General features: G+C 54.5%; 27 protein-coding genes. 5 read left to right on the top strand and 22 right to left on the bottom strand.

The window, feature by feature from the left end:
• Position 1 precedes the first annotated feature (1 nt).
• The 3 genes from AC3WQH_RS02620 to AC3WQH_RS02610 form a co-directional block, all read right to left on the bottom strand.
• Positions 2-523 carry a shikimate kinase gene (locus AC3WQH_RS02620; protein WP_005827198.1) on the bottom strand — a complete coding sequence of 174 codons (522 nt, stop codon included), beginning with the start codon at positions 521-523 and terminating at the stop codon, positions 2-4.
• Complete coding sequence (locus AC3WQH_RS02615) at positions 520-2,388, bottom strand: stalk domain-containing protein (RefSeq protein ID WP_492331892.1); 1,869 nt, start codon at positions 2,386-2,388, stop codon at positions 520-522. The genes AC3WQH_RS02620 and AC3WQH_RS02615 overlap by 4 nt, the downstream gene beginning before the upstream one ends.
• 201 nt (positions 2,389-2,589) lie before the next feature.
• A complete protein-coding gene (locus tag AC3WQH_RS02610) occupies positions 2,590-3,558 on the bottom strand; it encodes a helix-turn-helix transcriptional regulator (RefSeq protein WP_007785285.1) in 969 nt (322 codons plus the stop codon).
• Between the two features lie 144 nt (positions 3,559-3,702).
• Between AC3WQH_RS02610 and modA the strand changes: the two genes are divergently transcribed.
• The 3 genes from modA (at position 3,703) to AC3WQH_RS02595 (ending at position 5,984) form a co-directional block, all read left to right on the top strand.
• Entirely contained in the window at positions 3,703-4,518 is an 816-nt protein-coding gene (gene modA / locus AC3WQH_RS02605; RefSeq protein ID WP_007785283.1) for a molybdate ABC transporter substrate-binding protein, read from the top strand.
• Positions 4,519-4,619: 101 nt separating this feature from the next.
• The gene (gene modB, locus AC3WQH_RS02600) at positions 4,620-5,303 is read left to right on the top strand and encodes a molybdate ABC transporter permease subunit (RefSeq protein WP_007785281.1); all 684 of its coding nucleotides are present in this window, start codon (positions 4,620-4,622) and stop codon (positions 5,301-5,303) included.
• A gap of 18 nt (positions 5,304-5,321) precedes the next feature.
• Positions 5,322-5,984: a sulfate/molybdate ABC transporter ATP-binding protein gene (locus tag AC3WQH_RS02595; protein ID WP_007785279.1), complete on the top strand. Its 663-nt coding sequence runs from the start codon at positions 5,322-5,324 to the stop codon at positions 5,982-5,984.
• Positions 5,985-6,047: 63 nt separating this feature from the next.
• Here the strand turns inward: AC3WQH_RS02595 and AC3WQH_RS02590 are convergent, their stop codons facing one another.
• Positions 6,048-6,812 carry a 5-oxoprolinase subunit PxpA gene (locus tag AC3WQH_RS02590; protein WP_007785277.1) on the bottom strand — a complete coding sequence of 255 codons (765 nt, stop codon included), beginning with the start codon at positions 6,810-6,812 and terminating at the stop codon, positions 6,048-6,050.
• 159 nt (positions 6,813-6,971) lie between these two features.
• Positions 6,972-7,316: a YlbG family protein gene (locus AC3WQH_RS02585; RefSeq protein ID WP_007785275.1), complete on the bottom strand. Its 345-nt coding sequence runs from the start codon at positions 7,314-7,316 to the stop codon at positions 6,972-6,974.
• 75 nt (positions 7,317-7,391) lie between these two features.
• Between AC3WQH_RS02585 and AC3WQH_RS02580 the strand changes: the two genes are divergently transcribed.
• Complete coding sequence (locus tag AC3WQH_RS02580; protein WP_007785273.1) at positions 7,392-7,727, top strand: hypothetical protein; 336 nt, start codon at positions 7,392-7,394, stop codon at positions 7,725-7,727.
• 7 nt (positions 7,728-7,734) lie between these two features.
• Here AC3WQH_RS02580 and AC3WQH_RS02575 read toward each other — a convergent pair whose 3' ends face one another.
• Complete coding sequence (locus tag AC3WQH_RS02575) at positions 7,735-8,190, bottom strand: YlbF/YmcA family competence regulator (RefSeq protein WP_007785272.1); 456 nt, start codon at positions 8,188-8,190, stop codon at positions 7,735-7,737.
• 72 nt (positions 8,191-8,262) lie between these two features.
• Positions 8,263-10,185, bottom strand: coding sequence for a hypothetical protein (locus AC3WQH_RS02570; protein ID WP_217364871.1), 1,923 nt, complete (start codon positions 10,183-10,185; stop codon positions 8,263-8,265).
• A gap of 40 nt (positions 10,186-10,225) precedes the next feature.
• Here AC3WQH_RS02570 and AC3WQH_RS02565 point away from each other — a divergent pair, with 40 nt between their 5' ends.
• Entirely contained in the window at positions 10,226-10,666 is a 441-nt protein-coding gene (locus tag AC3WQH_RS02565) for a protease complex subunit PrcB family protein (protein ID WP_035317423.1), read from the top strand.
• A gap of 86 nt (positions 10,667-10,752) precedes the next feature.
• Here AC3WQH_RS02565 and AC3WQH_RS02560 read toward each other — a convergent pair whose 3' ends face one another.
• The 15 genes from AC3WQH_RS02560 to AC3WQH_RS02490 form a co-directional block, all read right to left on the bottom strand.
• Entirely contained in the window at positions 10,753-11,172 is a 420-nt protein-coding gene (locus tag AC3WQH_RS02560) for a hypothetical protein (protein WP_007785265.1), read from the bottom strand.
• Between the two features lie 108 nt (positions 11,173-11,280).
• On the bottom strand, positions 11,281-11,628 hold the full coding sequence (locus AC3WQH_RS02555; RefSeq protein ID WP_007785263.1) for a hypothetical protein: 348 nt from the start codon (positions 11,626-11,628) through the stop codon (positions 11,281-11,283).
• A gap of 225 nt (positions 11,629-11,853) precedes the next feature.
• Entirely contained in the window at positions 11,854-12,423 is a 570-nt protein-coding gene (locus AC3WQH_RS02550; RefSeq protein WP_005827166.1) for a manganese catalase family protein, read from the bottom strand.
• A 20-nt stretch (positions 12,424-12,443) separates the two neighbouring features.
• The gene (locus tag AC3WQH_RS02545) at positions 12,444-12,710 is read right to left on the bottom strand and encodes a spore coat protein CotJB (RefSeq protein ID WP_007785261.1); all 267 of its coding nucleotides are present in this window, start codon (positions 12,708-12,710) and stop codon (positions 12,444-12,446) included.
• The gene (locus AC3WQH_RS02540) at positions 12,700-12,942 is read right to left on the bottom strand and encodes a spore coat associated protein CotJA (RefSeq protein ID WP_007785259.1); all 243 of its coding nucleotides are present in this window, start codon (positions 12,940-12,942) and stop codon (positions 12,700-12,702) included. The genes AC3WQH_RS02545 and AC3WQH_RS02540 overlap by 11 nt, the downstream gene beginning before the upstream one ends.
• Before the next feature lie 150 nt (positions 12,943-13,092).
• Positions 13,093-14,646: a hydantoinase/oxoprolinase N-terminal domain-containing protein gene (locus tag AC3WQH_RS02535; RefSeq protein WP_007785257.1), complete on the bottom strand. Its 1,554-nt coding sequence runs from the start codon at positions 14,644-14,646 to the stop codon at positions 13,093-13,095.
• Entirely contained in the window at positions 14,643-15,740 is a 1,098-nt protein-coding gene (locus AC3WQH_RS02530; protein ID WP_007785255.1) for an S-methyl thiohydantoin desulfurase family protein, read from the bottom strand. The genes AC3WQH_RS02535 and AC3WQH_RS02530 overlap by 4 nt, the downstream gene beginning before the upstream one ends.
• 31 nt (positions 15,741-15,771) lie before the next feature.
• Positions 15,772-17,088: a cytosine permease gene (locus tag AC3WQH_RS02525; RefSeq protein WP_492331891.1), complete on the bottom strand. Its 1,317-nt coding sequence runs from the start codon at positions 17,086-17,088 to the stop codon at positions 15,772-15,774.
• A gap of 33 nt (positions 17,089-17,121) precedes the next feature.
• Positions 17,122-17,706 (bottom strand): TetR/AcrR family transcriptional regulator, encoded by a 585-nt coding sequence (locus AC3WQH_RS02520; protein ID WP_173595748.1) that lies wholly within the window; start codon positions 17,704-17,706, stop codon positions 17,122-17,124.
• Between the two features lie 157 nt (positions 17,707-17,863).
• Positions 17,864-18,904, bottom strand: a complete 1,041-nt coding sequence (locus tag AC3WQH_RS02515; protein ID WP_007785246.1) for a 2-hydroxyacid dehydrogenase — start codon at positions 18,902-18,904, stop codon at positions 17,864-17,866.
• Positions 18,905-18,924: 20 nt separating this feature from the next.
• A complete protein-coding gene (locus AC3WQH_RS02510) occupies positions 18,925-19,779 on the bottom strand; it encodes a class II fructose-bisphosphate aldolase (protein WP_007785244.1) in 855 nt (284 codons plus the stop codon).
• Between the two features lie 29 nt (positions 19,780-19,808).
• Positions 19,809-20,567 (bottom strand): SDR family NAD(P)-dependent oxidoreductase, encoded by a 759-nt coding sequence (locus AC3WQH_RS02505; RefSeq protein ID WP_007785242.1) that lies wholly within the window; start codon positions 20,565-20,567, stop codon positions 19,809-19,811.
• A 14-nt stretch (positions 20,568-20,581) separates the two neighbouring features.
• Positions 20,582-22,096 carry an FGGY-family carbohydrate kinase gene (locus AC3WQH_RS02500; RefSeq protein WP_026557047.1) on the bottom strand — a complete coding sequence of 505 codons (1,515 nt, stop codon included), beginning with the start codon at positions 22,094-22,096 and terminating at the stop codon, positions 20,582-20,584.
• 21 nt (positions 22,097-22,117) lie between these two features.
• Complete coding sequence (locus AC3WQH_RS02495) at positions 22,118-23,380, bottom strand: PTS galactitol transporter subunit IIC (protein WP_005827156.1); 1,263 nt, start codon at positions 23,378-23,380, stop codon at positions 22,118-22,120.
• 150 nt (positions 23,381-23,530) lie between these two features.
• Positions 23,531-24,109 carry a glycerol-3-phosphate responsive antiterminator gene (locus AC3WQH_RS02490; RefSeq protein WP_283859125.1) on the bottom strand — a complete coding sequence of 193 codons (579 nt, stop codon included), beginning with the start codon at positions 24,107-24,109 and terminating at the stop codon, positions 23,531-23,533.
• Positions 24,110-24,124 lie beyond the last annotated feature (15 nt).

Genomic DNA, 24,124 nt, shown 5'->3' with positions numbered 1-24,124 from the left:
TTTATTGTTTCCCGTCTTTTGCGCTTTCAACCACCTGCGCCTTAATTTCGTCCACGATCGCCTCCAGGCTTTTTCCGGTCGTATCCACCTGGATCGGGGCAAAATCGTACGCCCCCGCGCGTTCCGCCATCAATGTTTTCACACGTTCTGCCACCCCGCCGGAAAGCAGCGGGCGCGAAGTATCGTTTTCCAGCCGCCTGATTAATTCTTCTTCGCTGGCATAAAGCGCGATCACGGTTCCTTTTGCCAGCATGACCTCGACATTTTGCTTGCGCAGGACAGCTCCTCCGCCTGTCGTCAAAACTTGCGGACCATCGTCCAGAAGCTGTGACAGCAGGCGGGACTCCGCATCGCGAAAATACGTCTCCCCGTGCCGGGCGAACAGCTCCGGGATGGAGCAGCCTTCCTTTTCGATGATCGCGGCATCCAGGTCATGGTGCGCGATTCCCAAAGAATCGGCCAGCGCGACGCCGACCGTCGTCTTTCCGGTTCCCATAAAGCCGACCAGAATCAAGTTTTTCATTTTGTTTCCGCCACCTTTCCACTCGCTTTTCGCGTTTGAATTTTTACGGTTTTCTCGGCTGGATTGTAGTCCGTATCCCATTCGAATACGTCAGCGAAAAACGACAGCGGCACCATCGTGCGCTCCTTGATTTCCGTCAGCGGATGACCGAGGTCGAGCTTTTGCCCATCGCGGATGGCGAAGCGTTCCCGCTCCTTGACGAACACTTCTCGGCCATTGCCTCTTACGCGAATCATCTGCTTTTCCTGATCCCAGCTTATGGCAAGCCCCATTTTTTCCCCCAGCTCGCGCAGCGGCAAATACACCGTGCCGCCTGTCGCCCTGGCCGGAATGGACGGATAAAAGCTCATGTTGTTGATGATCGTCGTGATGTACGGCTCCAGTTGCACAGCGCCCAGGCCTTCGCGATTCGGCTTTTTCGTCGCGTACACGAAGTATTTCGCTTCGCCTTGCAGCGTTTGCCCCAGCGCCTGGTCGAGATGCTCGGCCCCGATCACGCTGCCGTGGTAGTTTTGCTGCACGCGGTGCAGAAAACGTTTGTACGCGTCATCGCCAATCTGCTTGCGCAAATGGTCAAACAGCAGCGCCCCTTTCGAATACCACGTCCAATGGAACTCTTCTTCGGTCGCGAACTTTTGCAACGGCTTGTCCAGGCTGCCGTTGGGGTAGCGCTCCTGCAAGCGGCGGGCGTCGCGATTGTACTCATCGAGCAGCGTGGAGGCCGACTGCGCTCCGTACCGGTTTTGCAAGTAATGGTACACGCTCAGCTCCACAAGCCCTTCGTCCAGCCAGCCGTGAGACGCTTCCAGCGTCGCCACGCTGTTGTACCACCACAAATGGGCGATTTCATGCGGCAACCAGTGGTCGATCAGATTGCGCTGGTACATGTCGCGCTTGAAAATGGCGAGATTGGCGTACTCCATCGCATACGTCGTGCCCGTGCTCGTCTCGGCAATCGCGACGTGCGGATACGGAAGCGGTCCGTACCAGTCGTTGTACGTAGGAAACACCGACTCCGCAATCGTCTTGATCCGCTGGATGTTGCCTTTGTCCACGGACGCAATATCGACAGACAGGTTCGGCCCCATCTGGATCGTCTCCACATGATACAGCGGGCTGCCGACCAAGGCGAAATTGAGCAGCTTTTTGCCCTCGTAGCGGATTAGCTGCTTGCTGCCCTCGACTGCCTTTGTACTGCCCCGGCCCCACGAGCTGACCCAGTTGTAGCCTTTCGGGGAGACGAAGGAGACGTCGTAGTCGGCGTAATGGTAGACGAACGGATCGCCAAAATCTACCCGTTGCGGCGGATCGTACCATTTTCCTTGCTGGTTTTGCGCGCCCAGCATCGGATACCACGTCGTCAGCGTCCAGATGTCGTCCTTGACGCCAAAGCGCGTCCCTCTGCGCGGCACCGGATTTTCAAACTCGATCGCGAGCGTCCCGCGCATTTCCGCTCCCAGCGGGTTTGCCAGCTTGACCGTGGACAGGCCGCGTTCAAAGGCAAGCGGCTTGTCTTTGTAGCGGATCGACTTGACCGTCATTTTGTTCCACAAATAATCGTAGACGTACAGACGCAGGTCTGCCGTCTGCGGATTGTCAAATTCGACCGTCATTTTTCCGGTAATTTTCGCTTCCGACGTATGCAACTCGGCTTGAATGTTATACACGGGATGCAAGTCTTTCACAAGGGAAGGCAACGGCGGATCGTAGGAAAACGGATCGACCCCCGGCTGCTCTGCCACGGTCGCCTGGCTCGTTTGAAAAAAGCCCGAGATCTGCGGCCAGTAGCTGATGATCCCGATGGAGCCAAACATGACGAGAATGGTGATGCATACTAATAAGCTTGTTTTTTGCAAAGTCTTCATGACAGCCCCCAAAAATCGCTCGGCTGCAAGCGTGCGTTTTTTATCGTAATGGATAGGATAGACCGCTTGCGGGTCGACAAAACAGTCGTACCGTTTTGTTCCATTGTAGCAAATAAAGGGCAGGGTGAGTAGAAATTCAGGAGATTCTGTCGAGAAAAAGCCGTCCGCCCTCGCAACAGCAAGGGTGAACGGCTCCGTGTGCTACCACGTCTCGTACATGATTTTTCCCGTTTGGGACAGGTCGTAGCCGCCAACTGCCTCAAGCTCCTTGGAAAAGGCAGCGGAGTGGAGAATATCCATGACCGTTTTCAGCAGCGCCCCGTTTTCCTCCGTTTTGAGAATGACGAGATCGTATCGTTCCTTGATCAGCGGAACAAACTCAACGCCGACCATGCGAGCCGCTTTTTCAATGCCCACTCCCACATCCGCTTCCTTGCGTGCGACCACTCCCGCTACAGCCAGATGGCTGTTCTCCTCCCGCTCGTAGCCATTCACGTCCCGCCCTGTGATGGACGCCAGCCGAAACTGCTCCTCGATCAGCGTGCGTGCCCCCGATCCTTTTTCCCGGTTGACCATCCGCACCCCGGACTTGGTCAGATCGGTCCAGGACAAAAGCTGTTTCGGATTGCCAGGCTGCACATAAAAGCCGGCCCAACGAGCCAACATGTTAACGACGACAAAGCGATGGCCGGATAAAAGACGGCGGACGTAAGGAACGTTGTAATCCATCGTCTCGCCATCAAACAAATGGGTGCTGACGATATCGGCTTTGCCTGTATACATGGCGACCAGACTGTTCAGCGAGCCTTGGTAGGAGCGCAGCGGACGAAGCGCTGCATCGCTTTTTTCCAGATGGCTGGAAAGCAAGTCGAGGCTGACATCCTGACCGCTGATGATGACATTGCGTCCGGTTGTCGGCTGGGCTTGTCCCGGCGCCTGCTGCGCTTGCCCCGGCACAGGTAACGTGTACGCCACCGGCTGCGCAGCCGCACGGTATCCCCCTTTGGCGCGCGTTTTGTACGCCTCCAGGTCGCTTTCGTCCACGCGCATCTGTCTCCCGACCCGATAAGCCGGCAGTTCTCCTTTTTTAATCAGATCGTAAACGGTCAGTTTGGAGATGCGCAAAAGCTTGGCAATTTCTTCTGTTGTGTACGACTTTTCATGGCTCATGTCATGCCTCCGCTCGGTTCTTTCCTTTCATTTTCTTTCAATTCTCGTAAAATCGCAATTGATTATTCACATATAGGAACTATAATCTATTTATATCCAGTTATAATTAAATATAACGAAACATCACATTGGAGGTTAGTTTTGATGAAAAAGCAATGGCTCGCTTTATGCGCAGCATTTACCCTGATGCTCGGCGCGTGTTCGACTTCCCAAACAGCTCCGCAGGCAAATGAGCCTGCCAAAACAGAGAACAGCCAACAACAACAGGCTCCACAGGCAGAGCTGATGATTTCCGCAGCGGCAAGCTTGACAGATGCCCTGAACGAACTGAAAACGGGCTTTGAAGCAGAAAATCCGGGAACAACCCTTACTTTCAACTTCGGCAGCTCTGGCAAACTGGCGACACAAATTGCCCAAGGCGCTCCTTCCGACGTCTTCCTGTCCGCCAGCAAAAAAGACATGGACGGACTGGACGAAAAACAACTGATTGTCAAAGACACGCGCCAAGACTTTACGAAAAACTCGCTCGTCCTGATCGCGGGAAAAGACAGCTCGATCGCGATTACTTCTTTTGAAGAACTGAACAATCCAGACATCAAGCACATCGCTGTCGGTGAGCCTGAGTCGGTTCCAGCGGGACGTTACGCCAAAGAAACGCTGGACACGCTGAAAATGTGGGAGTCGTTGAACGGCCGCATGGTATTCGGCAGTGACGTTCGTCAGGTACTGACCTTCGTGGAATCGAAAAATGCGGAAGTCGGAATCGTCTATTCCAGCGACGCCGCGATCTCCAAAGACGTGAAGGTACTCGCTACAGCGAAGCCGGAATGGCACAAGCCAATCGTCTATCCAGGTGCGGTCATCAGCGCTTCCAAACATACAGATGCAGCAAAAGCTTTCCTCGCCTACTTGACAAGTGACAAAGGAAAAGCGATCTTACAGAAGTACGGATTCCAATAAGCAGCAAAAGTTTATGACCGTTTGTGATTCACACAAGCGGTCACATTCTATTTCATGAAAAACGTCGAGACGTTCTCGCAGAAAAAAGGTGGGTTAGCGATATGGAAACGAATCTGACACCTTTGATGCTGTCGTTAAAAGTGGCTGCGCTATCCACCTCCTTTGTTTTTGTGCTTGGCATGCTTGGCGCGCGCTGGATGACGCAAAAAGAGTTTTGGGGCAAAAACGTGCTGGAGTCTTTTTTCCTGCTCCCGCTCGTCTTGCCCCCTACTGTTGTCGGCTTCGGTCTGCTGTTGCTGTTCGGAAAAAACGGATTTTTGGGCCAACTGCTTGAGCAATGGTTCGGTATCCAGGTCGTCTTTACGCTGTCGGGAGCGGTGATCGCCTCGATCGTCGTCTCGTTTCCGCTGATGTACCAGAGCGCCGCCGCAGCTTTTACCGGAGTCGACCAACGCCTGGAAAATGCCGCACGCACGATGGGCGCATCCGAGTGGCGCGTTTTTTGGACCGTCGCTTTCCCGCTGGCTTGGCCAGGGCTTTTGGCAGGACTTGTGCTGTCGTTTGCCCGCGGCTTGGGGGAATTTGGGGCCACGCTGATGCTCGCAGGCTACATCCCGGGAAAAACGGACACGATTCCGGTCGCCATCTATTTTGCCGTGGAAGCCGGACAAATGGAAAAAGCGCTGTTTTGGGTCGTCATCATCGTATCGCTCGGCATGGGCACCACTCTATGGCTCAACTGGTGGAGCCGACGCAACGTGCGCAGGTACGCCAATCAAAAGTAAGGCAGGAGGGAGAGCATCATGCTGGAAGTAGACATTCAGAAGCGCTTGCCAGATTTTGTGTTGGATGTCTCCTTTTCAACCGAACAGGAGATTGTCGTCCTCTTCGGCCCATCCGGTTCGGGCAAGACGACTATTTTGAACAGCATAGCCGGGCTTGTCCATCCCGATGGAGGGCACATTTCCTTGAACGGCCGCACGTTTTACAGCGCGGGGCAAAAACCGCTCGCCGTGCAGAAGCGCAACGTTGGCTACTTGTTTCAGGATTACGCCTTGTTCCCGCACATGACCGTTTCCCAAAACATTCGCTACGGTCTGCGAAAAGGGCACGAACTGCATCTGGAACCGCTTTTGACGACAGTCGGAATCGATCATCTTCTGGACAAGTACCCGCACCAGCTTTCGGGTGGGCAAAAGCAGCGTGTCGCGCTTGTGCGGGCACTCGCTACGGAGCCGGACATCTTGCTGCTGGATGAACCGCTTTCCGCGCTGGATACAGCCACGCGCAAGCAATGTCAGGACGAATTGCTCCGGCTTCACGAAATGTGGGGCATTCCGTTTCTGCTCGTCACCCACGACCGGGACGAAGCGGAAAAGCTCGGAGATACGATCCTTTTGATGGAAAACGGGAGAATCGTGGAAGCAAGCGCGCAAAAAAGCCATACAGCAACGTCGTCTTCCTGAATCGCAGGAGTTGGCGTTGCTGTATGGCTTTCTTTTATTACGGGATGGCTGCCAGTATGACTTTTACCGGGCAGTGATCGGCTCGATTTTCACATCGTTCTGCTTTGCCCATTTATGCACTTCCACCAAAAATTGCAGCACGTCGTGACTCTCATGATGGACGCAAAGCGTATCGGCTGCAAGCTCGATGACCTCGCCATTGACCGTCGTTACTTTTTGCTTGAGCACGAGCTGGCGCGTCTGCTCCATCCGCTCTTCCTTGCTGATGAGCACGCTGCCTTCCAACTCGCGCGGAGCCAGACGGCCATTCGGCATGTACGCCCGTTCCGCGAAAACTTCCTCGGCTACTTGCAGTCCATGCTCCAGCCCTGCTTCCACCAGCTTGCTGCCGGACAACGCGTACAGGATCAGCTCCTCGTCGATGTCGGCAATCGCCTGGACGACCGCCTCGGCAAGCTCGGGACGCTCTGCTGCTTCGTTGTAAAGCGCTCCGTGCAGCTTGACATGGTGCAGTTCTCCCCCCAAAGCGCGTGTCATGCCGGACAAAGCCGCTACCTGGTACAAAACAAGCTCATATACTTCGTTCACAGACAGGTTCATGGAGCGTCGTCCAAAGCCTTGTATGTCCGGGTATCCAGGGTGCGCTCCGATTTTTACATCGTGCTTGATCGCTGCCTCGATCGTTCTGCATATGAGATGCGGATCACCTGCGTGCAAACCGCAAGCAATGTTGACGGAGGTGATCCATTTCATAATTCCCAAATCCTCTGATTGTCGTCCTCGGCTGAAGCATTCGGCCATGTCGCAGTTAATGTCTAGATGAATCATGTATGTACGCCCCCACCTTTCCTCTCATGATCTATGTACGCGTATTGAAAGCGCATTCATCAGCGTTACTCCTGGAGTCTGCCTATTTATCTAGCATACCATGTACACTGCCTTGGCAAAAGGAAAAAAGCTGCCGAAAACTGGCAGCTTGTGAACAACTTATGTCGAACCGACCGTCGCTGGACTTCCCTCTTCTGCCGTCATTGTCTCGGCCAGCGCCATCACCTGGTTTTTTTCCTGTTTGTAATCGTATTCCTTCGCTTTGTCCGGCCTTGCATTGTTGTACTCCACCGGAATCTCGTGACGATGGGACCGCTCGATTTTGGTCACGAAATGCAGTTTCTCCATGATGCGGATCGTTTCGTCCAGCAGATTCGCATCTACGTACATGGAGACGTAGTTCAGCCGTTTGGAGATGTAATGAATGGTGCCAAATTTGCGTAAATTTTTGGCCGCTCGTGTGTTTTTTACCCACACGGCAACACCAAGACGTCGTTCTCTCATGTAACCGTTGGTCTCCTTTCCCTTCATGGTATAATCACCTGTAAACGCCCGATACAGAAAGGATTTGTGGTCATTATGCTGACTAGCTTTTATCGAAGCTTCGAGGAAGCGCTTCACCAGGAAGGCATCGTGACAAAAAGCGGCTGGCGCACGCATGCGGGCCAACGCTTCTTTTATGTAAGCAGCACACTCCCCGCTTCTCGCCTGACTGAACGGCTGATGGAAACGGGGGAGCGACTGACCACCCATACCAAATTAAAGCCCGAGTGCATTTATGTGCGCTCAGGCGACGACCAGCACGTCTACCGTTTTCGCTTTCTGGTGCCCAGCGAAAAGCAGTTTTGCTGCGGCAACCTGTGCGAGGACTGTTTTCTGTTGCGTGAAAAGTCCTCGCCACAGGCCGAAGCGTGACTGCCTGTCAGGAAAGCTTTTTCGTGCTGCAACCGCAGCTTCCCCCGGTCCCGCAGCCACTGCCCTGCGCTTCCAGAAACGGATTGTTGCTCGGCACCTTGATGGTGTCAGATACCGAGTGGGCAATCGTTCTGCTCACCTGATACAACAACTCATCCAGCGCGTCCTCAGCCCGCTTGAAAGCCTGCACGGAATCGCGAAGCTCAATCGTCCGCTTCAGCTCGCGCACTTCTTTTGATATATGGTTGTAATCGGGATGGTACTTCCCGAACCGTTGTACATCTTCATACTGCTCCTTCTTCTTTTCAAACAACTCCAGAAGGCGCTGTACTTCTTCGTCTGCCTCCATCCAACGCTTGGCCTCCAAATATTGCACGACCTCGCGCGATTGATTGATCATGGTGGACAGTTCATGCGACTCCATAATCAACTGGGCCATATCCACAGTCTCTACTGCTTCCATAGGGCGAGACCTCCTTTCACACTAAAGGCGTAAAGCTTTTAGTCCCTTCTGATTGTACCACGATCTACACCCTTAGTACAGATAATCAGGCACGACAATGCGCACTCGGCCCAGATCATCAAGCCTGTAGGAGCGCTTGCCGTGCGGACCGCTGATGGAGACGACCCAATAGCCCATGTCCAGTTTGACTTCCACAGGCAGTCCATGCAGCCGCTCCTGATCAGTCAACTGGATTTCTACTTCCAGTTGCAGCTCGGCCGCCCGCTTGAGCAAATCCCGCAGCGATTGCGGATGATACGACTGGAAATGCTGCGTCCACATTTTCGGCAATGTCGCCAGCTGCGGCATGGCTTCATCTTGGGCAGGAAACGTATTTTCGATCGCGTATCCATCCCAGGGCCGTTCGATCAGAAGCAGCCCCCTCGCAGCCACATCCGGTGACGTGTCTTCTTCCCCATCGGCAGCGTCTGTTTGCATGACGACATGCGGCTCGTAGCCATAATGCTTGAGCAGGTCGATCAGCTGCCTTTTTTGCGAGAGCGGGATGAAAAATTCCGCCGGAGACAAAACGTGCTGCAAAAACGGCTGAAAGTCAGGAATTTGCCGCCATTCCTCCACAAATCCGCCATGTGCGGTACGGACGCGGTAAAACGGCTCCAGCTGGATTTGCGTAGCCGCCTTCGCCCAATGCCCGATCACTTCGACCAGGCTATCCGGCAATGGATGGGCACAACCGCTCCGCAGCTTTTCAATCACCTGCTCCTTAGTTCCCCCCGAAGCAAGATACGACTGGAGCTTTCCCGCTTGCAATTCGCCCCTGATCAACTGGCCTTCAAACGTCAGCTGACAAAATGCGCTGATCTCCCACACGTCACGTAGCGGCACGAGCGGCGGAATCGTCAGTGCTCCGGTCGGATCGACAAACCAGCCTTCTTCGGCCGTCAAATGCGGCAAACTGTTCCACCGCCAGAAAAGGCGCTCCTCGTCATCGGCTCCGAGCTGAATCCAGCCCATGCCGAGCAAAATGTGCAGCCATTGCTCCACAATCGCTTTTTCGGCCTCCTCTGGCAAGACAAAACCCGCTGTCTCTAGCATGCGCAATTGCGCGTCGACACAACACCACTGATCAAGCGGAACATGCCTCATCATCTGGGCAAAAGCATCCCACCAATCGCCATGCGGCAGCAGCTGATCCGCAACCAGCTGATACAGCTGTTCAAATCGCTCGGGAGAAGAATGGTTGAGCCACTGGCGGATTTGGTATGCGTCTGGGACAAGCTGTTTCTCTTTGCGCATCACTAGCCCCAGCCGGAAAGCCAGATCGAGGACAATCGTGAGCGCCAGGCCATCTCTCTGCTCTTTGTCCAGCGGAGCGAGGGCGATGCCTTGTACGTGCTCGTCCGCAATGGACAGGAGCGGAAGCATTTTTTGCATTGCCCTGCGGTGAATGCTCCCTTTTTGCGTCACAGGCACTTGCTGATCGCGGACGAACAGCAGAAGCCCAAAAAGATCCAGATGTATCCCTCTGCCGGCTGATATATAATAAGGGAGCGTTTTTGACAAAGAAACATAGGCCGAAGTCAATTGTGGCAACAACTGCATGGTCAGCTGCTCACGAATTTCTTGCGGCATCACATAACCGATCTCACTCCACATTTTGCGTACAGTCAAAATCAGTCCCAGTCGTCGAAGCCTCGTCAGACCGATGGACAAGTGTCTGTGCTCTTTTGCCGTTTCCCGTTCCCAGGCCCGTTTGCTGAAAAAGCCGCGTGGCGCTTTGGTAAGAAACAGCTTGATGACGGTTCTTTCCAGTTCATCAGCCTCTTGCCAGACACGGCTGATAAACGCGCTATCCAACAGTCTGGACGACAAGTCCTGCTGTTCCTGGTCAAGGCGAAAACGCCTCGTCTGTTCGTTTAGAATCGCTTGTCTCGTTGCTTCGGACAGGTATTCCAGCGAATCGTTCACACGCACTCCTGTCACCTCAGTTTTCATGATCTCATCACGATTACTTTTACCAATTGGAAGGAGAATGATGATGAATATATTCCCTAGTTTGTTGCTCGCAGCTTCGCTTTGTGTCACAGGTGCCCAATCGGTTTCCCTATCCCATCCTACCGCATCTGCGCCCGCAGTAAAAGAGGTTGCGCCTTTCGCAGCCGAGTATGAAGCTGTAGCCGCTCCGTACCCGCCTGCTGTAACGGAAGCATTGAAAACCGTGCGAAAAAATGGCGGTCATACGGTCGTGCGCGCGAACGGCAAGGCGTATGTCGTCATCAGCGCAGGACAACGGCCAACGGGAGGGTACCGACTTGTAGCGGATCAGGTCAAGCGGACAGGCCCGCACGGCTTCACCGTCCACGTTCGCGTTCAGCCGCCAGCACCTGGTGCTCTGAAAACGCAAGCGATCTCGTATCCGACGCTCGTCATTGCCTTGCCTGACCAACAGGCGCAAGTCAAAGTGCAAATGCGCTAATGAAAAAAGCCGACAAATCGAGTGCCATTGGCGCTTTTCTGTCGGCTTTTTTCTATGGAGTCTGACCACTTAGGCTTGGACGCGAATCAAGGCTTGACCTCGATGTTGAAGCGCTCGGATACTCCATACGACTCGTGGTTGTTGTGGGCCAATTCGACCGTAATCTCGTGCTTGCCACTCGGGATGTCTTTCAAGACATAGCTTGCTTCAAACACTTTTGCGATTTTTTTCCCATCCAGGTACAGATGGACATGGCCTTCTCCCTGCTTGTTTTCTTTTCCCATGTTCTCCAGAGAAAAGGTAAAGTTGGTGACAGCCAGCTTGAGTTCCAGGTCATCTTGCGTGAGCGTATGCGTAACCTGGAGCGTAGGCGCAGCCTGGTGAGCCTGCGGCTGTTCTACCATGACATTCGTCTGTGCATCGTTTTTCGCATAGACGAACCACTCGACGAGCGCCGCGATGGCAATCAGCAGGAACAAGCGGAAAATCAATCGTTTGGTTTTCACCGAAAACGGCTCCTTTCCAAATTCAGTCATCCCACATTGTGCCCTGAAACAGGCCATTTATTCGCCGCGCTCTGAACCCGGTGCTCTTGAGGGGATTGACCGCAGCGATTAATGTTGCGGCTGGCTTCCGTATCCTTGTGTTTGTTGCTGCAAAGACAGCGGGACATTTGAGACGGATTGATGGACAGACAAACCCGCCTGCCTGCAAATGTTGGCGATTTGCTGCATTTGTTGAATGGCGATGTCATGTCCTTGAAGTGCTGTCTGAATCATATGTGCCGCTTGATGCTCTCTTTGCGCAATTTGTTCGAGCGCCATTGCATTTTTTTGTTCTTGCTGCAAAAGCTGTTGATACTGGGCTGATGCTTGTTGTGTCTGCTGGATCAGTTGCGCAATGAGCTGCTCGCATTTGGCCAATTGTTGTGCGATTTGATTATTGTTTGCAAAGGGATTCATTGGAAGCCTCCATTCCACTGCTTTTGTTTATGGACAAACTTATCATGTTTTCCCTGGTCGATGTTTATTCTCCAAAATTGGCTTGATCCGGTACATAATCACTTTCCCCTTCGTGAAAAGGAAAGATGCGATGTTGACCTTGCCCGTTATCGTGGATGTTTAACAAAAAAAGAGAGCTTTTCGCTCTCTTTTGCGTTCTTAGTCGTCTTCCCGCTGGCTGTTTGCTTAAAAAATCGTCTTGCGGCCTTGTTCTTCCTTCAAAATCTCCACGGCTTCACGGAAGCGCAAGGAGTGGACGATTTCTCTTTCGCGCAAAAATTTCAGACTGTCCTGCAAATCCACATCGTCTGTCATGTCGATCAGCCATTGGTACGTGGCCCGCGCTTTTTCCTCTGCGGCGATATCTTCATACAGGTCGGCGATCGGATCGCCCTTGGCCGCGATGTAGGTTGCCGTCCACGGCACGCCTGCCGCATTGTTGTAAAACAGCGCTCTGTCGTGGTTGGCGTAATGGGCGCCAAGCCCGGCTTCTTCCAACTGCTCGACAGTCGCGTCTTTGGTCAGCTTATACACCATCGTCGCAATCATTTCCAGGTGGGCAAACTCTTCCGTGGCAATGTCTGTCAAGAGACCGATTACTTTGTTCGGGATCGTGTAGCGCTGGTTCATGTAGCGCAGCGCTGCTGCCAGCTCTCCGTCTGCCCCGCCGTACTGCTCGGTCAAATATTTTGCCATTTTCACGTCGCACTTGCTGACGCGAACCGGATATTGCAGCTTTTTCTCATAAATCCACATCGGTTATTTTCCCCTCATTTCTACACTTGCCATGGCCAAGGCTCGTCATTCCACTGCCACGGATATCCGGAATAGCTGCGTCCGAACCCTTGCAAGGGGCCGTACAACTTTTCATACTCATTCGCCAGCGCCCAGCGCTTTTCCGTGAGCTGGTTGAACTGCTCTATCGCGTTCATATCGGTAGGATGCGTATCGAGATACAGATTCAGCTCGACCAGGACGAAATCGATCTCTTGCAGCCTTTGCAACAGAGCGTAGTATTCTTTTCCTCGTTGTTCAGGTGCCATGGGAACCCCCTCCCCCTCTTCCTAAGTGATCCATCCTCGGGTCGTACGGGCTGTACAGAGACGGCCACAATACACCCGTGCGCAAAGCTTCGGCTGGAGAATTTTGGGGCAAATCAGGGGGCTGGAATGTGATAAACAATTGTGGCGGCACCGAGTATGTTTTCACCCGAATCGGCGGGCAAGGATCGTATGGACTTACGTAGGGAAACCAGTTACGTGTTTGCGGGTACAAGCAGGATGCCCTCCTCCATGTGATTTTTCCGGTTTGTCATGAATACGATATGCCACCTACCCAGAAGGCGTGATAAATGTCCCGGAATGCAAAAAAACAGGAGCCTGTTGTCAGCTCCTGTTTTTGCTCGTCATGCGATCAGCTTTGTGGTCATGCCTGCAAAAGCCCTGCCGCTTTTACGCGAATCAACAAGGCATTCCCCGGCAAATACGCCAACGGGATGTCTTCCATATGAACGATTTCCAATGACTGCGGATCAGCTCCTGCGGCAATTGCCTCGCGAATCGCTCCGGCTTTTGCATCCGCCAGTGCTGCTTCTCTCGTCTGCTCGTCCAGCGCGTATATTTTTTCGATTTGCCCGCTGACTTGACCGAGCGCCGCTCCGATCGCATTCGCTGCGCCAAAATGTTTCGGCCTGATCACTTCCGAGACGCCTTTCATCTGATCAGGCAGCAAGACGCTGCCGCCGCCGACGAGAATGACAGGGACCGGAGTCGGGCTCGTCTTCATCCGATCAATCGCATCCTCCACGGCTGCGACCAATTGAGCGTCTACCTGCTGGCAAAAAGCCCGGTCGATGCCTGCTACTTTCGCCCCCGGCCAGTCCAAGCGGCCCATGACGACTGCTACATCTGTCGCGGTCATCGTATCCCCGCCGACGATCAATGCCCGATTGCGCAACTGGTAGCCTACGCTGTCCGGACCAAGCTTGATTTCCTCGCCGGATCGGCGAACAATCGTGCCGCCTCCGATTGCGACGGAGAGAATGTCCGGCATGCGGAAATTGGTACGAATCCCCCCGATGTCGACGGCAAGCGAAGACTGACGTGGGAAACCGTTGATCAGAACGCCGATATCCGTCGTAGTTCCGCCGACATCGACGACCAGCCCGTCTTTTCGCCCGGACAGATGAGCCGCGCCGCGGATCGAGTTCGTCGGACCGCAAGCGATCGTCAAAATCGGGTAGCGAATCGCATACACGAGCGACATCAATGTCCCGTCATTTTGTCCGAAAAAGATTCCCGCATGTTCAATCCCGTTTTTGCCGAGCGCCTCGCGGAAACCTTCTGCCACCATTTTTGCCGTCTGGATGAGGGCTGCGTTCAAGATCGTCGCATTTTCCCGTTCCAACAGGCCGATGCTGCCGATCTCATGCGACACGGAGATCGAGATAGATTCGCCCAGCTCTTCGCGGACGATGTGCGCCACCCGCTTTTCCTGATCCGCATTGGCCGGAGAAAAGACGCCGGAAATCGCAATCGTCTCCACGTCGCCTTTCATCGAGCGGCAGGCGCTGCGGATTTCTTCCTCGTCCAAAGGAACGATTGTCCGACCGTCGTATTCGTATCCGCCAGACACCATATGCCAGTTCTCGCCTACGGCGGCCCGCAAGTCTTCCGGCCAGCCCATCATCGGCCGAACGGCTGTCGTGGCTGGCTTTCCGATGCGGATGGTGCCCACGCGGTTTAAGCGCTTGCGTTCTACAATCGCATTGGTGCAATGCGTCGTTCCGAGCATGGCGTACCGAACATGCTGCGGATTGACTCCGCTTTCGGCCACAACGCGGCGCAGCGCTTCGTAAATACCCGAGCTGACATCTGCTGTGGTCGGCGATTTCACCTCGTGGACGACTTGCAGCTGTTCATCCAGCAGCACCGCGTCTGTATTCGTCCCGCCTACGTCAATTCCAATCCGGTAGCTCATGCCTTTTCCCCTCTCTTTGCAACCAGTTGTTCCACAGGCACATAGTCAAAATCGTACCCGAAGTAGCGCGGCCCCACTGTCTCGATGCCTTTGGCCGTCCGCCATTTGGCATGGCACGGGAATGCCACAATCGAGACGCGCGCGCCGTATTTCAAGCCTTCTGTCGTGATCGGCATGCCTGTCTCTTTGTCCAGGACAGCGAGCAAGTCAGGCGTGGTCGCAAGCGGTTGACCGTTTTCCAGCGCGACGAGGTGCTCGTTTTGAAAGCCGAGAATCATTTGGCGTCCGCGATCGTGGTCGATCCCGTCAAAAGTCGCCTGGCCTTTTGTAAAGCCGCTGTCTGTCCGGCGGCTAATGTCGACGGTTTTGCCCGCAAACAATTCAAATCCGCCAAGCTTGTCCAGAAGCATACGCACCGGGCTCGTCTCCTGGCTGCGCGCGGTGCGCAACAGGGCGCCGATCTCCTGCGCCAAGGTCAGCGTGCCTGGAATGGCGCTTTGTTTCACCTGTTTGCCCGACAGCGGATAGTCGCACATCGCCGCAGAGCCGCCCATCTGGATGGTCACGCTGCGCGCGAACCTCTCCGACATGACGCCGTCTACCGGATACATCACGATCCCGTTGCCGCGCTCATCTGTCATCGCGGTTGGAGCCGGAGCCAGTCCGTCCAGGTAAAAGGTGACCATTTGCGCCTCCGGAAAAGCTCTGCCCATCGCATCTGCATCGAGGACGGGGATGCCTTTTTCCGCCGCAACGACCAGCGGAATGATCGAGTTGACCCCGCCGACCTCAATCGGCATCGTTACCGCCACCTTTTTCCCCAACGCTTGCTCGATAAATTCGAGGGCTTGCGTCACCATGCCTTCCGCCGGAATTTTCTCCACCATGACCGTAGGTGCCCCGATCATGCTGGAAGGCACGACGAGCGCGTCGTCGTCCAGCTCATCTACCGTCATGAGCGGAATCGGGCCGTACTTTTCAATCGCCTGCAACGCCATCATTTTGCCGATGTACGGATCGCCGCCCCCTCCTGTTCCCAAAACGGCTGCGCCTGCTGCAATGTCCTCGATCGCTTGTGCGTCAATGTATCTCATGCGTATCTTCCTTTCTGCGTGTACGTGTGCATTATCCTTTTGTGGCTGCTTCCTCGGCTTGTTGCTTCCTGCGGCTGGCTACTCCAAAAGCAACCTGGAACAACACGCCGCACAAAAAGCCGTCGAGCGCCGGAACCGTCGTCAAATGAAACAACCCCAAGCCATCGGGAGCCGCCGTTGTGCAGTAAGCGATGAACGAAGCGAGCAGCCACGACACCAGCGAGCGGGCAATCAACATGCGATGCGCTTTGTCAAAAGCAAAAGCCGCACGGTTGACGAAGTAATATTCGGCGATGCAAATTCCCCCGACGGGCGCAATCAGCATCGTGATGAACGACAGGAACGTAATAAACCGATCGTAAATGCCCATGTAGGCAAGAGCCGTGGCAAACAGGCCGGCAATCAGCGTAATCCATACCTTGGGCGTTTTGCTGAAGACGACGGAAAAGCCGAGCGATGAGGAATACAGGTTGCTCGTATTCGTCGTCCACTGCGCGAGCGTGATGACCAAAATCGCGGGGATGCCCAACCCGAGCGCCAAAAAGATCGTCGTCAGGTCGCTCGTGCCCATCGCTTTCGACAAAATGATCGCCACGCCGATCATGAAGCTGTTGCCGACAAAAAAACCGACGAACGAGGCGAGCATCGCATCTTTTCGCGTCCGCGCCCATCTGGCAACGTCAGGCGTGATAATCGTCCCGACGACGAAGATGCCGATTACGAGCGAGACAGCCATCCCGAAGGACAGCGGCTCTCCGGACAACCCAGTCTGCGCCATTTGCGAAAACGGATGATTTTGAATAGTCAAAACAATAGAAGTAACAATTAAGATGACCATTAGCGGAACAGCCCAGGAGCTGAGCTTTTCCAATGCTCGATAGCCGTATATGGCGGTAGACATCATGAGCAGTCCGCCAATGACCGAGAGAACTGCCTGGTCCATTTCAATGCCCAAAACGGAAGAAAGCGCTGTCTGGGCATTTTGGGCAAAAAATCCGGCCTGTACGCCAAACCAGCCCAGCAAGGAAATGCCGATGATGGCGGAAATCAGGCGCGCCCCGTACTCCCCGAAGGCGTAGCGGGTAATCATCGCAGTCGACAAGCCAGTGGCTGCGCCCATGTAAGCACATACGGCCCCCATGATCCCCAAAAGCAAGGAGCCGAGCATAACCGCCCAGATGGCGTCCCAAAAATTCATTCCAGAGCCAAGCTGCGCGCCGAGCAGCATTGATGAGATATCAATGCCGATGGCGATCCAGACGAGGCTGAGCGGAACCCACCCTTTTCGCAAGGCGAGTGGGACCGGCTCGCGTTCGTAGTCGTTTTTCTTGTTGTTCGCCTCTTCCATGTCATCTAACCCCCAGGTTCGGTATCTGTCTTTTTATGATCCGGCGATTCCACTCCAGAACAGCTTCCAGATGTTTTGCAGCTTGTGCTCAAACTTCGACTCGTCATAGTAGAGCAATTGCAAAAACAGTCCATCCATCAGGCACAAAAAGCCGTCCAACAGATCGTCAAGCGGACGGTCTGCGATTGCGCCCGCCGCGATTCCTTCCGCAAGCAAAGCGCGGATTTCCTGCGTCAGCATCTCCTCTGTCGCGCCGAAGCGTTCTTTCAGCTTGTCCTCAAGCGACGCAGGCGGAAACATCATCGCGCGTTTGTAAAAAATCGTCTCTTCTTCCTGGCTGACGTGATACGTAAAGGCGCCGCGCAAAATCTGGTACAGCCGCTCTTCCACGGTGCCGTCCTGCGCTTGTTCAATCGCGCTTTTGACCGAGTGGTAATGGTTGGACAAAACATCTTCGAAAATCGATAAAAACAAGTCTTCCTTGCTGCCAAAAAACGCGTACACGGCCGGAGTTGTCACCCCGACTTCTTTTGTAATGGCCGACAGCGGCGTCCCTTCATACCCGCCCTTGGCAAACTGGGTCAGGGCAACTGCCTTGATTTTGTCTCTCGTCGTCATGGATACCCCCCTTTTGTTTGTGTGACACTTTTACTTAATGATCGTTAATTAAGTAAATCTTATAGCGAATCGTCTGACAAGTCAATCCTTTTTCTCGGTGAAAAAACAAAGCCTTTGCTCGCGGCGAAACCGATGAGCAAAGGCTTTTGGAAGCTTGTTACAGTTGAGGTAATACTTCGTTTACAACAGGGACGTTCCGCTCTTTGCGGACGATGTTGGCCAAGTAGCCCGCCATCTGTTTCGGACTGTTCGTGAAGGCATCGCGCGTACTGCCCGCCATGTGCGGTGTAATGGTCACATTGTCGAGATGCAACAACGGATCATCCGCTGCCAGCGGCTCATTGTCAAACACGTCCAAAGCGGCTCCGGCAATCCGGCCTGCTTGCAGGTATGCCACCAATGCTTTTTCATCAATCAGCCCGGAGCGCGCCGTATTGATCAGAACTGCGTTCGGCTTCATTTGCGCAAGCTCGTGCTCCCCGATAAAATGCTGAGTCTTTTCTGTCAGCCGCAAATGCAAGGAAACGATATCGGCTTGCTGCAACAGTTCGTCGAGCGCCACTTTGCGATACGGAGCCGGCACTTGCTCGATGTACTCATCGTACACGAGAATCTCGCAGCCCATGGCGGTGAGAAATCCGGCGATCAACTGACCGACATTGCCGTATCCGATCAGGCCGACTTTTTTTGCAAACAGCTCGGGAATCGCTTCGCTGTTCGGAAAAGACTTTCGCCATTCCGCTTGCTTGAGCGCAGCGTGGGAACGGGCGATGTTGCGCACCTCGGAAAGAATCAGGCCAAGCGTAAACTCCGCTACGGCGCGGGCATTTCGGCCTGGCGTATTCAGGACGCTAACGCCGCGCTCTTTGGCAGCCTCAATCGCGACGTTCTCGGTGCCGCCGCGCAAAATTCCGATGACTTTCAGCTTGCTTGCCGCCGCGATCACTTTCGCAGAGACGGGGGCAAATTGAACGACAAGCACGTCATATTGCTCGATTCCGGCAAAGACGCTGTCTGGCATGGTCACCGCTTCCGGCCCGTGCAGCTCCACCGCCAGATTGTCTTTTTGCAATTCTTCCAGCGAGTTGTGCTGCCATTCCCGCACCTCTACCTGAAAACCGAGCTTTTCCAACTCTTGCAGTCCTTCTCCCATCTCGCGGGAAGGAATAAACCGATCGGCAATCGCCAAAACTTTCATCTCTCTCACTCCTATATCTCTTACGCTCTGCCCAGAGAACCTAGCATGCGAATTTTGTGTTCTACCGTTTGCTCCAGCTCCTGCTTGATCGGAAGGAACATCTCTTCCGGCAACGGGTCGATTCTGGTCATTTCAGCGGCAGCCCGCTTCACGCCTTTTGCCATCGCAATCCGGCAATCGGCGTACAAGTTTACTTTGCTGATCCCGTGTTTGACCACTGCTTGCACTTGGGCATCCGGCGTTCCCGAACCGCCGTGCAGGACGAGCGGAACCGGGCTTGCTTGGTTGATTTCCTGCATTCTTTCCACGTTCAGGTTCGGCTCTGCCGTGTAGACACCGTGCGCCGTCCCGATGGAGACAGCCAAGGCATCGACACCTGTTCGCTCGACAAACTCAGCCACCTGATACGGCTCTGTCAGTTTCGACTCTGTGCCGTACGCGCCGCCCAGCTCGTTTCCGCCCACATGTCCCAGCTCAGCCTCTACACTGATTCCGTGCGGGCGAGCCAAGTCTGTCACTTGCCTGGTCAGCGCGACATTGTCGGCAAACGGCAGACTCGACCCATCGATCATCACCGAAGTAAAGCCGTAGCGGATCGCTTCCTGGACGAGATCGACGTCCATCGCGTGATCCAGGTGCAAAACGATCGGGATGTTGTAAAAAGGGGCGACTGCCTTGATGTATTCCGCCAGGTAGACGAACCCTTTCGGCTCTCGCAGGTTGTGCTCCAGGCACATCAGGATGACGGGCGATTGCAGCCGCTCCGCCGTATCGAGAATGGTACGCACCATAATATCGCCTACGCAGTCAAAAGCCGGAACGGCGTATTGATTTTTTCGTGCATCGTTTGCTACTTCACGCAGTGTGGTCAACATCTTGCTTCCTCCTATCCTCTCTCGTGCTTCTATCTCATCAACATGCCGCCAGTGGCGTCCATCGTGGCTCCGGTGATGTAGTTCGCTTTCTCGGAGACGAGGAAAGCGGCGATATCCGCGATTTCTTCCGGTTTGGCCACCCGTCCCAGCGGAATCCGGCTGACGTAGTAGTCTTTTTTCTGTTCCAGATCGGCCTTGATCATATCCGTCTCCACAATGCCGAGCGCGAGCGCATTGACATTGATTCCTTGCTTCGCCACCTCGCGGGCAAGCGAAATCGTGAACGCAACCACTCCTGCTTTGCTGGCGGCGTAGTGCGCATGACCTGTCGTCGAGCCGTGGAAAGCAGCCTGCGAAGTCACATTCAAAATTTTTCCTCGGCGGTTTTCAGCGAGCAAATGATTGACGAAGCTTTGGCAGGTGAGAAACACCGACGTCAAATTGACATCCATCGTGTGATTCCATTCTTCCAGGGAAATGTCGGTCACCCAGTTTTTCGGCCATACGCCTGCATTGTTGATCAAAATATCCACGCTGCCAAATGCGGCGGTCGCTTCAGTCATCAGTCGGTCGCAGTCTGCCTTTTGGCCGAGATCGGCCTGGATGGCGATGCACTCGCCGCCTTGTTCCCGGATCAGTTCGACTACTTCATTTGCACTGTCTGCGCTGCGGTTGTAATTGATGATGACTTTTGCGCCCTCTTCCGCCAACGCCAAGGCAATCGCCCGGCCTACGCCCCTTGAGGCTCCGGTAATAATCGCGCTTTTTCCTTTGATGCCAAAATCCATGTCTGCTCCATCCTTCACGAAAGTTTTTTCCACAGTGGCTGCAACGCTTCCAGCACTTCCAAATACGCTTGGTACTTCTGCTCGTAAATGGCCTGATGCTGTTCGTTTGGCGTGTACGTCTTGCTGATTTTCACCATCGACTGCGCCGCTTCGGAAAACGACGCGAAATGCTTCGTCGCGACCCCGGCGCAGATGGAGGCCCCGAGCGTGCCTTGCTCTGTTCCTTCCACCACCTCGACGGGCAACTGCAAAATGTCTGCGAACATCTGCATCCATTCCTCCGACCTCGTGGCCCCGCCAGCGAGACGCACAGCTTTTGGCCGGGAGCGGTGAACGAGCAGCTTGTCGATGTGCTGGCGATGGCCGAAAACGACTCCTTCGTACAAGGCTCTGACCATATGCGCTTTCGTATGCCAACCGTTCAGGCCGATAAAGCACGCCTTGGCGTTGGCATCCACATTGGAGCCGAACAAAAACGGGAAGAAGACGATATGCGAATCCTCGGGCTTCGTGCCTGCGACCATCTGGTTGCAAAGCTCATACACGCTGATGCCCTGCTTGGCGGCCGCGTCGTGCTCCTGGCTGAAAAACTCGTTGGTGAACCACTCCAGGTTGCTCGCCGAGGTCGGACTACCCTCCAGCGTCAGCCAATAGCCGGGGATGCAGTAGATGGAGGTCATGAACAAGTCTTTGTCCACCACTGGCTCCTTCGTGATGTACTCGTTGATGCTCCACGTCCCCGCGACGACGCACAGTTTGTCTTCGTCCGTCACGCCCGAGGCAATCGCGGAGGCGTCGATGTCGAACAGTCCTCCAGCCACCGGTGTGCCCACGGCAAGCCCCGTTTCCCGCGCCGCCTGCTCCGTCACATAGCCGCAAATGTCGGCGGAGTATTTCACCGGGGGCAGCTTGTCGAAGATTCCTTGCAAGCCAAAATCGGCAAGCAGTTCGCGGTCGTAAGCGACTTCTTTAATGTTGAACAGGTTCGTGCCGGAAAGATCGGTCACTTCGGCGTACGCTTCCCCCGTCAGCCGATAGCGGATAAAGTCTTTGCACATCAGAATCCAGCGCGCTTTTTCGAGCAGCTCGCCTCGATGCTCCTGCAGCCAACGCAGCAACGCGACCGGCTGACCAGCCCAAATCGATTGCATCGTCTTCGGCAGGACGCGCTCCGCCGTTCCGTCCGCGTACCACTGCTCGACCAGATGCTTGGCGCGCGTATCCGTCGAGACGATTCCGTTTCCGACCGCCTGCCCTTCGCCGTCGACGAGGTACAGTCCGTTTCCGTGTCCGGTCACTGCCAATCCCGCCACGTCGTGCGGATCAATGCCCGATTGCCTGAGCACATCTGAAATTACGGCCACATTGGCTTTCCACAGCTCCTCCATGTCTCGCTCGGTATGTCCGGGCTGCGGCATCAGCATGGCCGTTTTCCGGCTGGAGACAGCTACCTCCCGACCGTCGATGGTGTACACCGCTGCTTTCGTGACCGTTCCCCCATTGTCAATGCCAATCAAAAATTGTGCCACGTTCTCTCCCCCTTAACGGTTTCATGCAAAAATTGAGGCCAGCTTGATGAGCAGCCAACCAAGCGGCGTCGTTGCTCCGCCGACCAGGTTAGCCAGTTCTGTCGTGGCGCTGACTCCTTCCGGCAGCGAGACGTTCACCAGATTGGCCGCGGTCGTGTACAGCGGGGCGATGCTCGTTCCGGCATAGAGGACGAGCGCGACCATGACCAGCCCCGAAATAAACAGGCGGACGAGGTTTTTTTGCAAATACGGAGCCGCCATCGGAATCAAAAACACGAGCGACGCCAAGTCCACGAACGGCAGCACCTTGTTGCCCGGAAGCAGGATGGCGAGGATCAAAGCACCCGGGATCAGCAGCAAGCCAGTGGCGAGCACGGCAGGGTTTCCGATCAGCAAGGCCGTGTCCAGACCAATGTAAAACTCCCGGTCCGGGAACCGCTGTTTCAAAAACGCCTCCGCTGCTTTGCGCACGATTTCCAACCCTTCCACCAGCACGTTAATCATCGCAGGCAGCAGCACCATGACCGCCGCCACTTTTACACCGAGCGTCAAAATTTCGGCAATCCCGAAGCCCGCCAATATCCCGAGCAGAACGCCGAGAATCGTCCCCAAGGTGAGCGGCTCGCCCATCACTCCGTATTTTTTGGTGATTTCTTCCGGATCGGCTTTGATCGTCCGCAGGCCCGGAATTTTTTCGATGATCCAGTTCACTGCCATCCCGATCGGCACGTAAATGGCCGAAGTGGCATGCGCGAACGAGACGCCTTTCAGATCAAATTCCTTTTGGATTCGCGGGGCGGTGACGTCTGCGATCACGATGGCAATCAAAAAGTGGATCAGCGCCGCAATCGTTCCGACCACGACACTGTTGGTCGCCGCGTAGACGACGCCCCCGGTCAGCATGAAGTGCCAGTAGTTGAAAATGTCGATGTTGACCGTTTTCGTCCATTTAAACATAAGCAGCAAAATATTCAAAATTACGGCACTAAACACAACAAACGGAACAATCGGCGTCCCCCAGCCAATCGTCGCTCCGACCGGCCAGCCCGGGTCTACGACCGTCAGCGACAGGCCAAAACGGCTGACCATCGCTTCTGCTGCCGGTCCGAGCGTTCCGAGCAACAGGCCGATGACGAGGTTGATCCCGACAAACCCGATGCCTACCAGCATGGATGCTTTGAAGCCTTGCCCGACTCTCACCCGAAAGATCATCGCCAGAATAAAGAAAATAATCGGCATCATGACTGCTGGACCAAGCTGAATCAAAAATTGAATAACCGCCATTTACGTTTGCCTCCCCCATTTGTTTTTTGGCTTGCACAAGCAGCACTCGTCGGGTGCACCACCTCCTTTTTCGCAAACAAAAAACCCTACACAGAGCTAGCGCCTTTTCGCACTAACTCTCTGTAGGGTTTCGCATCTACACATAACCCGTTACTGTATTTTGTTGTACGTTGTATTCCACAAATCCCGCTTGCTCGTCGTCACGCCGTTAATCCCGGCGTCGAACAGCTCGTGGATCACTTCCACCGAATCGATAAAACCGCCCGCGAGAATCGGCACATTTTTGACCGCCCGAAACTGGTTGAGAAACGGTTTGGCGAACGGGCCGGGAAGAATCTCGATCGCATCGAGTTCGCTCATTTCAAGACCCTTCAAGCCGTTTTCCAGCGAGCGCGAGTCGAGCAAAAAGAAGCGATGAATCCCGATCAGGCCGACATCTTTTGCCCGATTGACGATCTTGGCATTCGGGGAGATGAGTCCGTCCACCTGAAACAAATCTTTGAGCAGCTTGATGCCGATTTGGTCTTTGTTCAACCCGCCGATCAAGTCTACGTGCACAATCACTTTTTTCCGCGCTTCGTGGCACTTTTGCGTCAAGCTCTTCAGATTGCCGATATGGACATCCGAGAGCAGGATGATGGGCGCCTCACTCTGCAATGCAAACTGAAAATGGCGCAGGTCCCTGACAGAAGGAATTGTGACGTGATTAGAAAAAAATGCATTCGCCATCTGGGAGGCCCTCTT

The sequence above is a fragment of the Brevibacillus sp. FW301-21C12A genome (genome assembly GCF_058788915.1).
Note: the sequence above shows the minus strand (reverse complement) of the source record. Positions and strands in the feature narration are given on the sequence as shown.

Coding starts and splice junctions, on each gene's coding strand:
- AC3WQH_RS02565 (WP_035317423.1), top strand. CDS start 10,226: ATGATGAATATATTCCCTAGTTTGTTGCTCGCAGCTTCGCTTTGTGTC.
- AC3WQH_RS02505 (WP_007785242.1), bottom strand. CDS start 20,567: ATGGATTTTGGCATCAAAGGAAAAAGCGCGATTATTACCGGAGCCTCA.
- AC3WQH_RS02490 (WP_283859125.1), bottom strand. CDS start 24,109: ATGGCGAATGCATTTTTTTCTAATCACGTCACAATTCCTTCTGTCAGG.
- AC3WQH_RS02585 (WP_007785275.1), bottom strand. CDS start 7,316: ATGAGAGAACGACGTCTTGGTGTTGCCGTGTGGGTAAAAAACACACGA.
- AC3WQH_RS02520 (WP_173595748.1), bottom strand. CDS start 17,706: ATGACGACGAGAGACAAAATCAAGGCAGTTGCCCTGACCCAGTTTGCC.
- AC3WQH_RS02570 (WP_217364871.1), bottom strand. CDS start 10,185: ATGAAAACTGAGGTGACAGGAGTGCGTGTGAACGATTCGCTGGAATAC.
- modB (WP_007785281.1), top strand. CDS start 4,620: ATGGAAACGAATCTGACACCTTTGATGCTGTCGTTAAAAGTGGCTGCG.
- AC3WQH_RS02515 (WP_007785246.1), bottom strand. CDS start 18,904: ATGAAAGTTTTGGCGATTGCCGATCGGTTTATTCCTTCCCGCGAGATG.
- AC3WQH_RS02590 (WP_007785277.1), bottom strand. CDS start 6,812: ATGATTCATCTAGACATTAACTGCGACATGGCCGAATGCTTCAGCCGA.
- AC3WQH_RS02510 (WP_007785244.1), bottom strand. CDS start 19,779: ATGTTGACCACACTGCGTGAAGTAGCAAACGATGCACGAAAAAATCAA.
- AC3WQH_RS02555 (WP_007785263.1), bottom strand. CDS start 11,628: ATGAATCCCTTTGCAAACAATAATCAAATCGCACAACAATTGGCCAAA.
- AC3WQH_RS02610 (WP_007785285.1), bottom strand. CDS start 3,558: ATGAGCCATGAAAAGTCGTACACAACAGAAGAAATTGCCAAGCTTTTG.
- AC3WQH_RS02545 (WP_007785261.1), bottom strand. CDS start 12,710: ATGGCACCTGAACAACGAGGAAAAGAATACTACGCTCTGTTGCAAAGG.
- AC3WQH_RS02495 (WP_005827156.1), bottom strand. CDS start 23,380: ATGGCGGTTATTCAATTTTTGATTCAGCTTGGTCCAGCAGTCATGATG.
- AC3WQH_RS02530 (WP_007785255.1), bottom strand. CDS start 15,740: ATGAGATACATTGACGCACAAGCGATCGAGGACATTGCAGCAGGCGCA.
- AC3WQH_RS02535 (WP_007785257.1), bottom strand. CDS start 14,646: ATGAGCTACCGGATTGGAATTGACGTAGGCGGGACGAATACAGACGCG.
- AC3WQH_RS02525 (WP_492331891.1), bottom strand. CDS start 17,088: ATGGAAGAGGCGAACAACAAGAAAAACGACTACGAACGCGAGCCGGTC.
- AC3WQH_RS02575 (WP_007785272.1), bottom strand. CDS start 8,190: ATGGAAGCAGTAGAGACTGTGGATATGGCCCAGTTGATTATGGAGTCG.
- modA (WP_007785283.1), top strand. CDS start 3,703: ATGAAAAAGCAATGGCTCGCTTTATGCGCAGCATTTACCCTGATGCTC.
- AC3WQH_RS02615 (WP_492331892.1), bottom strand. CDS start 2,388: ATGAAGACTTTGCAAAAAACAAGCTTATTAGTATGCATCACCATTCTC.
- AC3WQH_RS02580 (WP_007785273.1), top strand. CDS start 7,392: ATGCTGACTAGCTTTTATCGAAGCTTCGAGGAAGCGCTTCACCAGGAA.
- AC3WQH_RS02550 (WP_005827166.1), bottom strand. CDS start 12,423: ATGTGGATTTATGAGAAAAAGCTGCAATATCCGGTTCGCGTCAGCAAG.
- AC3WQH_RS02595 (WP_007785279.1), top strand. CDS start 5,322: ATGCTGGAAGTAGACATTCAGAAGCGCTTGCCAGATTTTGTGTTGGAT.
- AC3WQH_RS02620 (WP_005827198.1), bottom strand. CDS start 523: ATGAAAAACTTGATTCTGGTCGGCTTTATGGGAACCGGAAAGACGACG.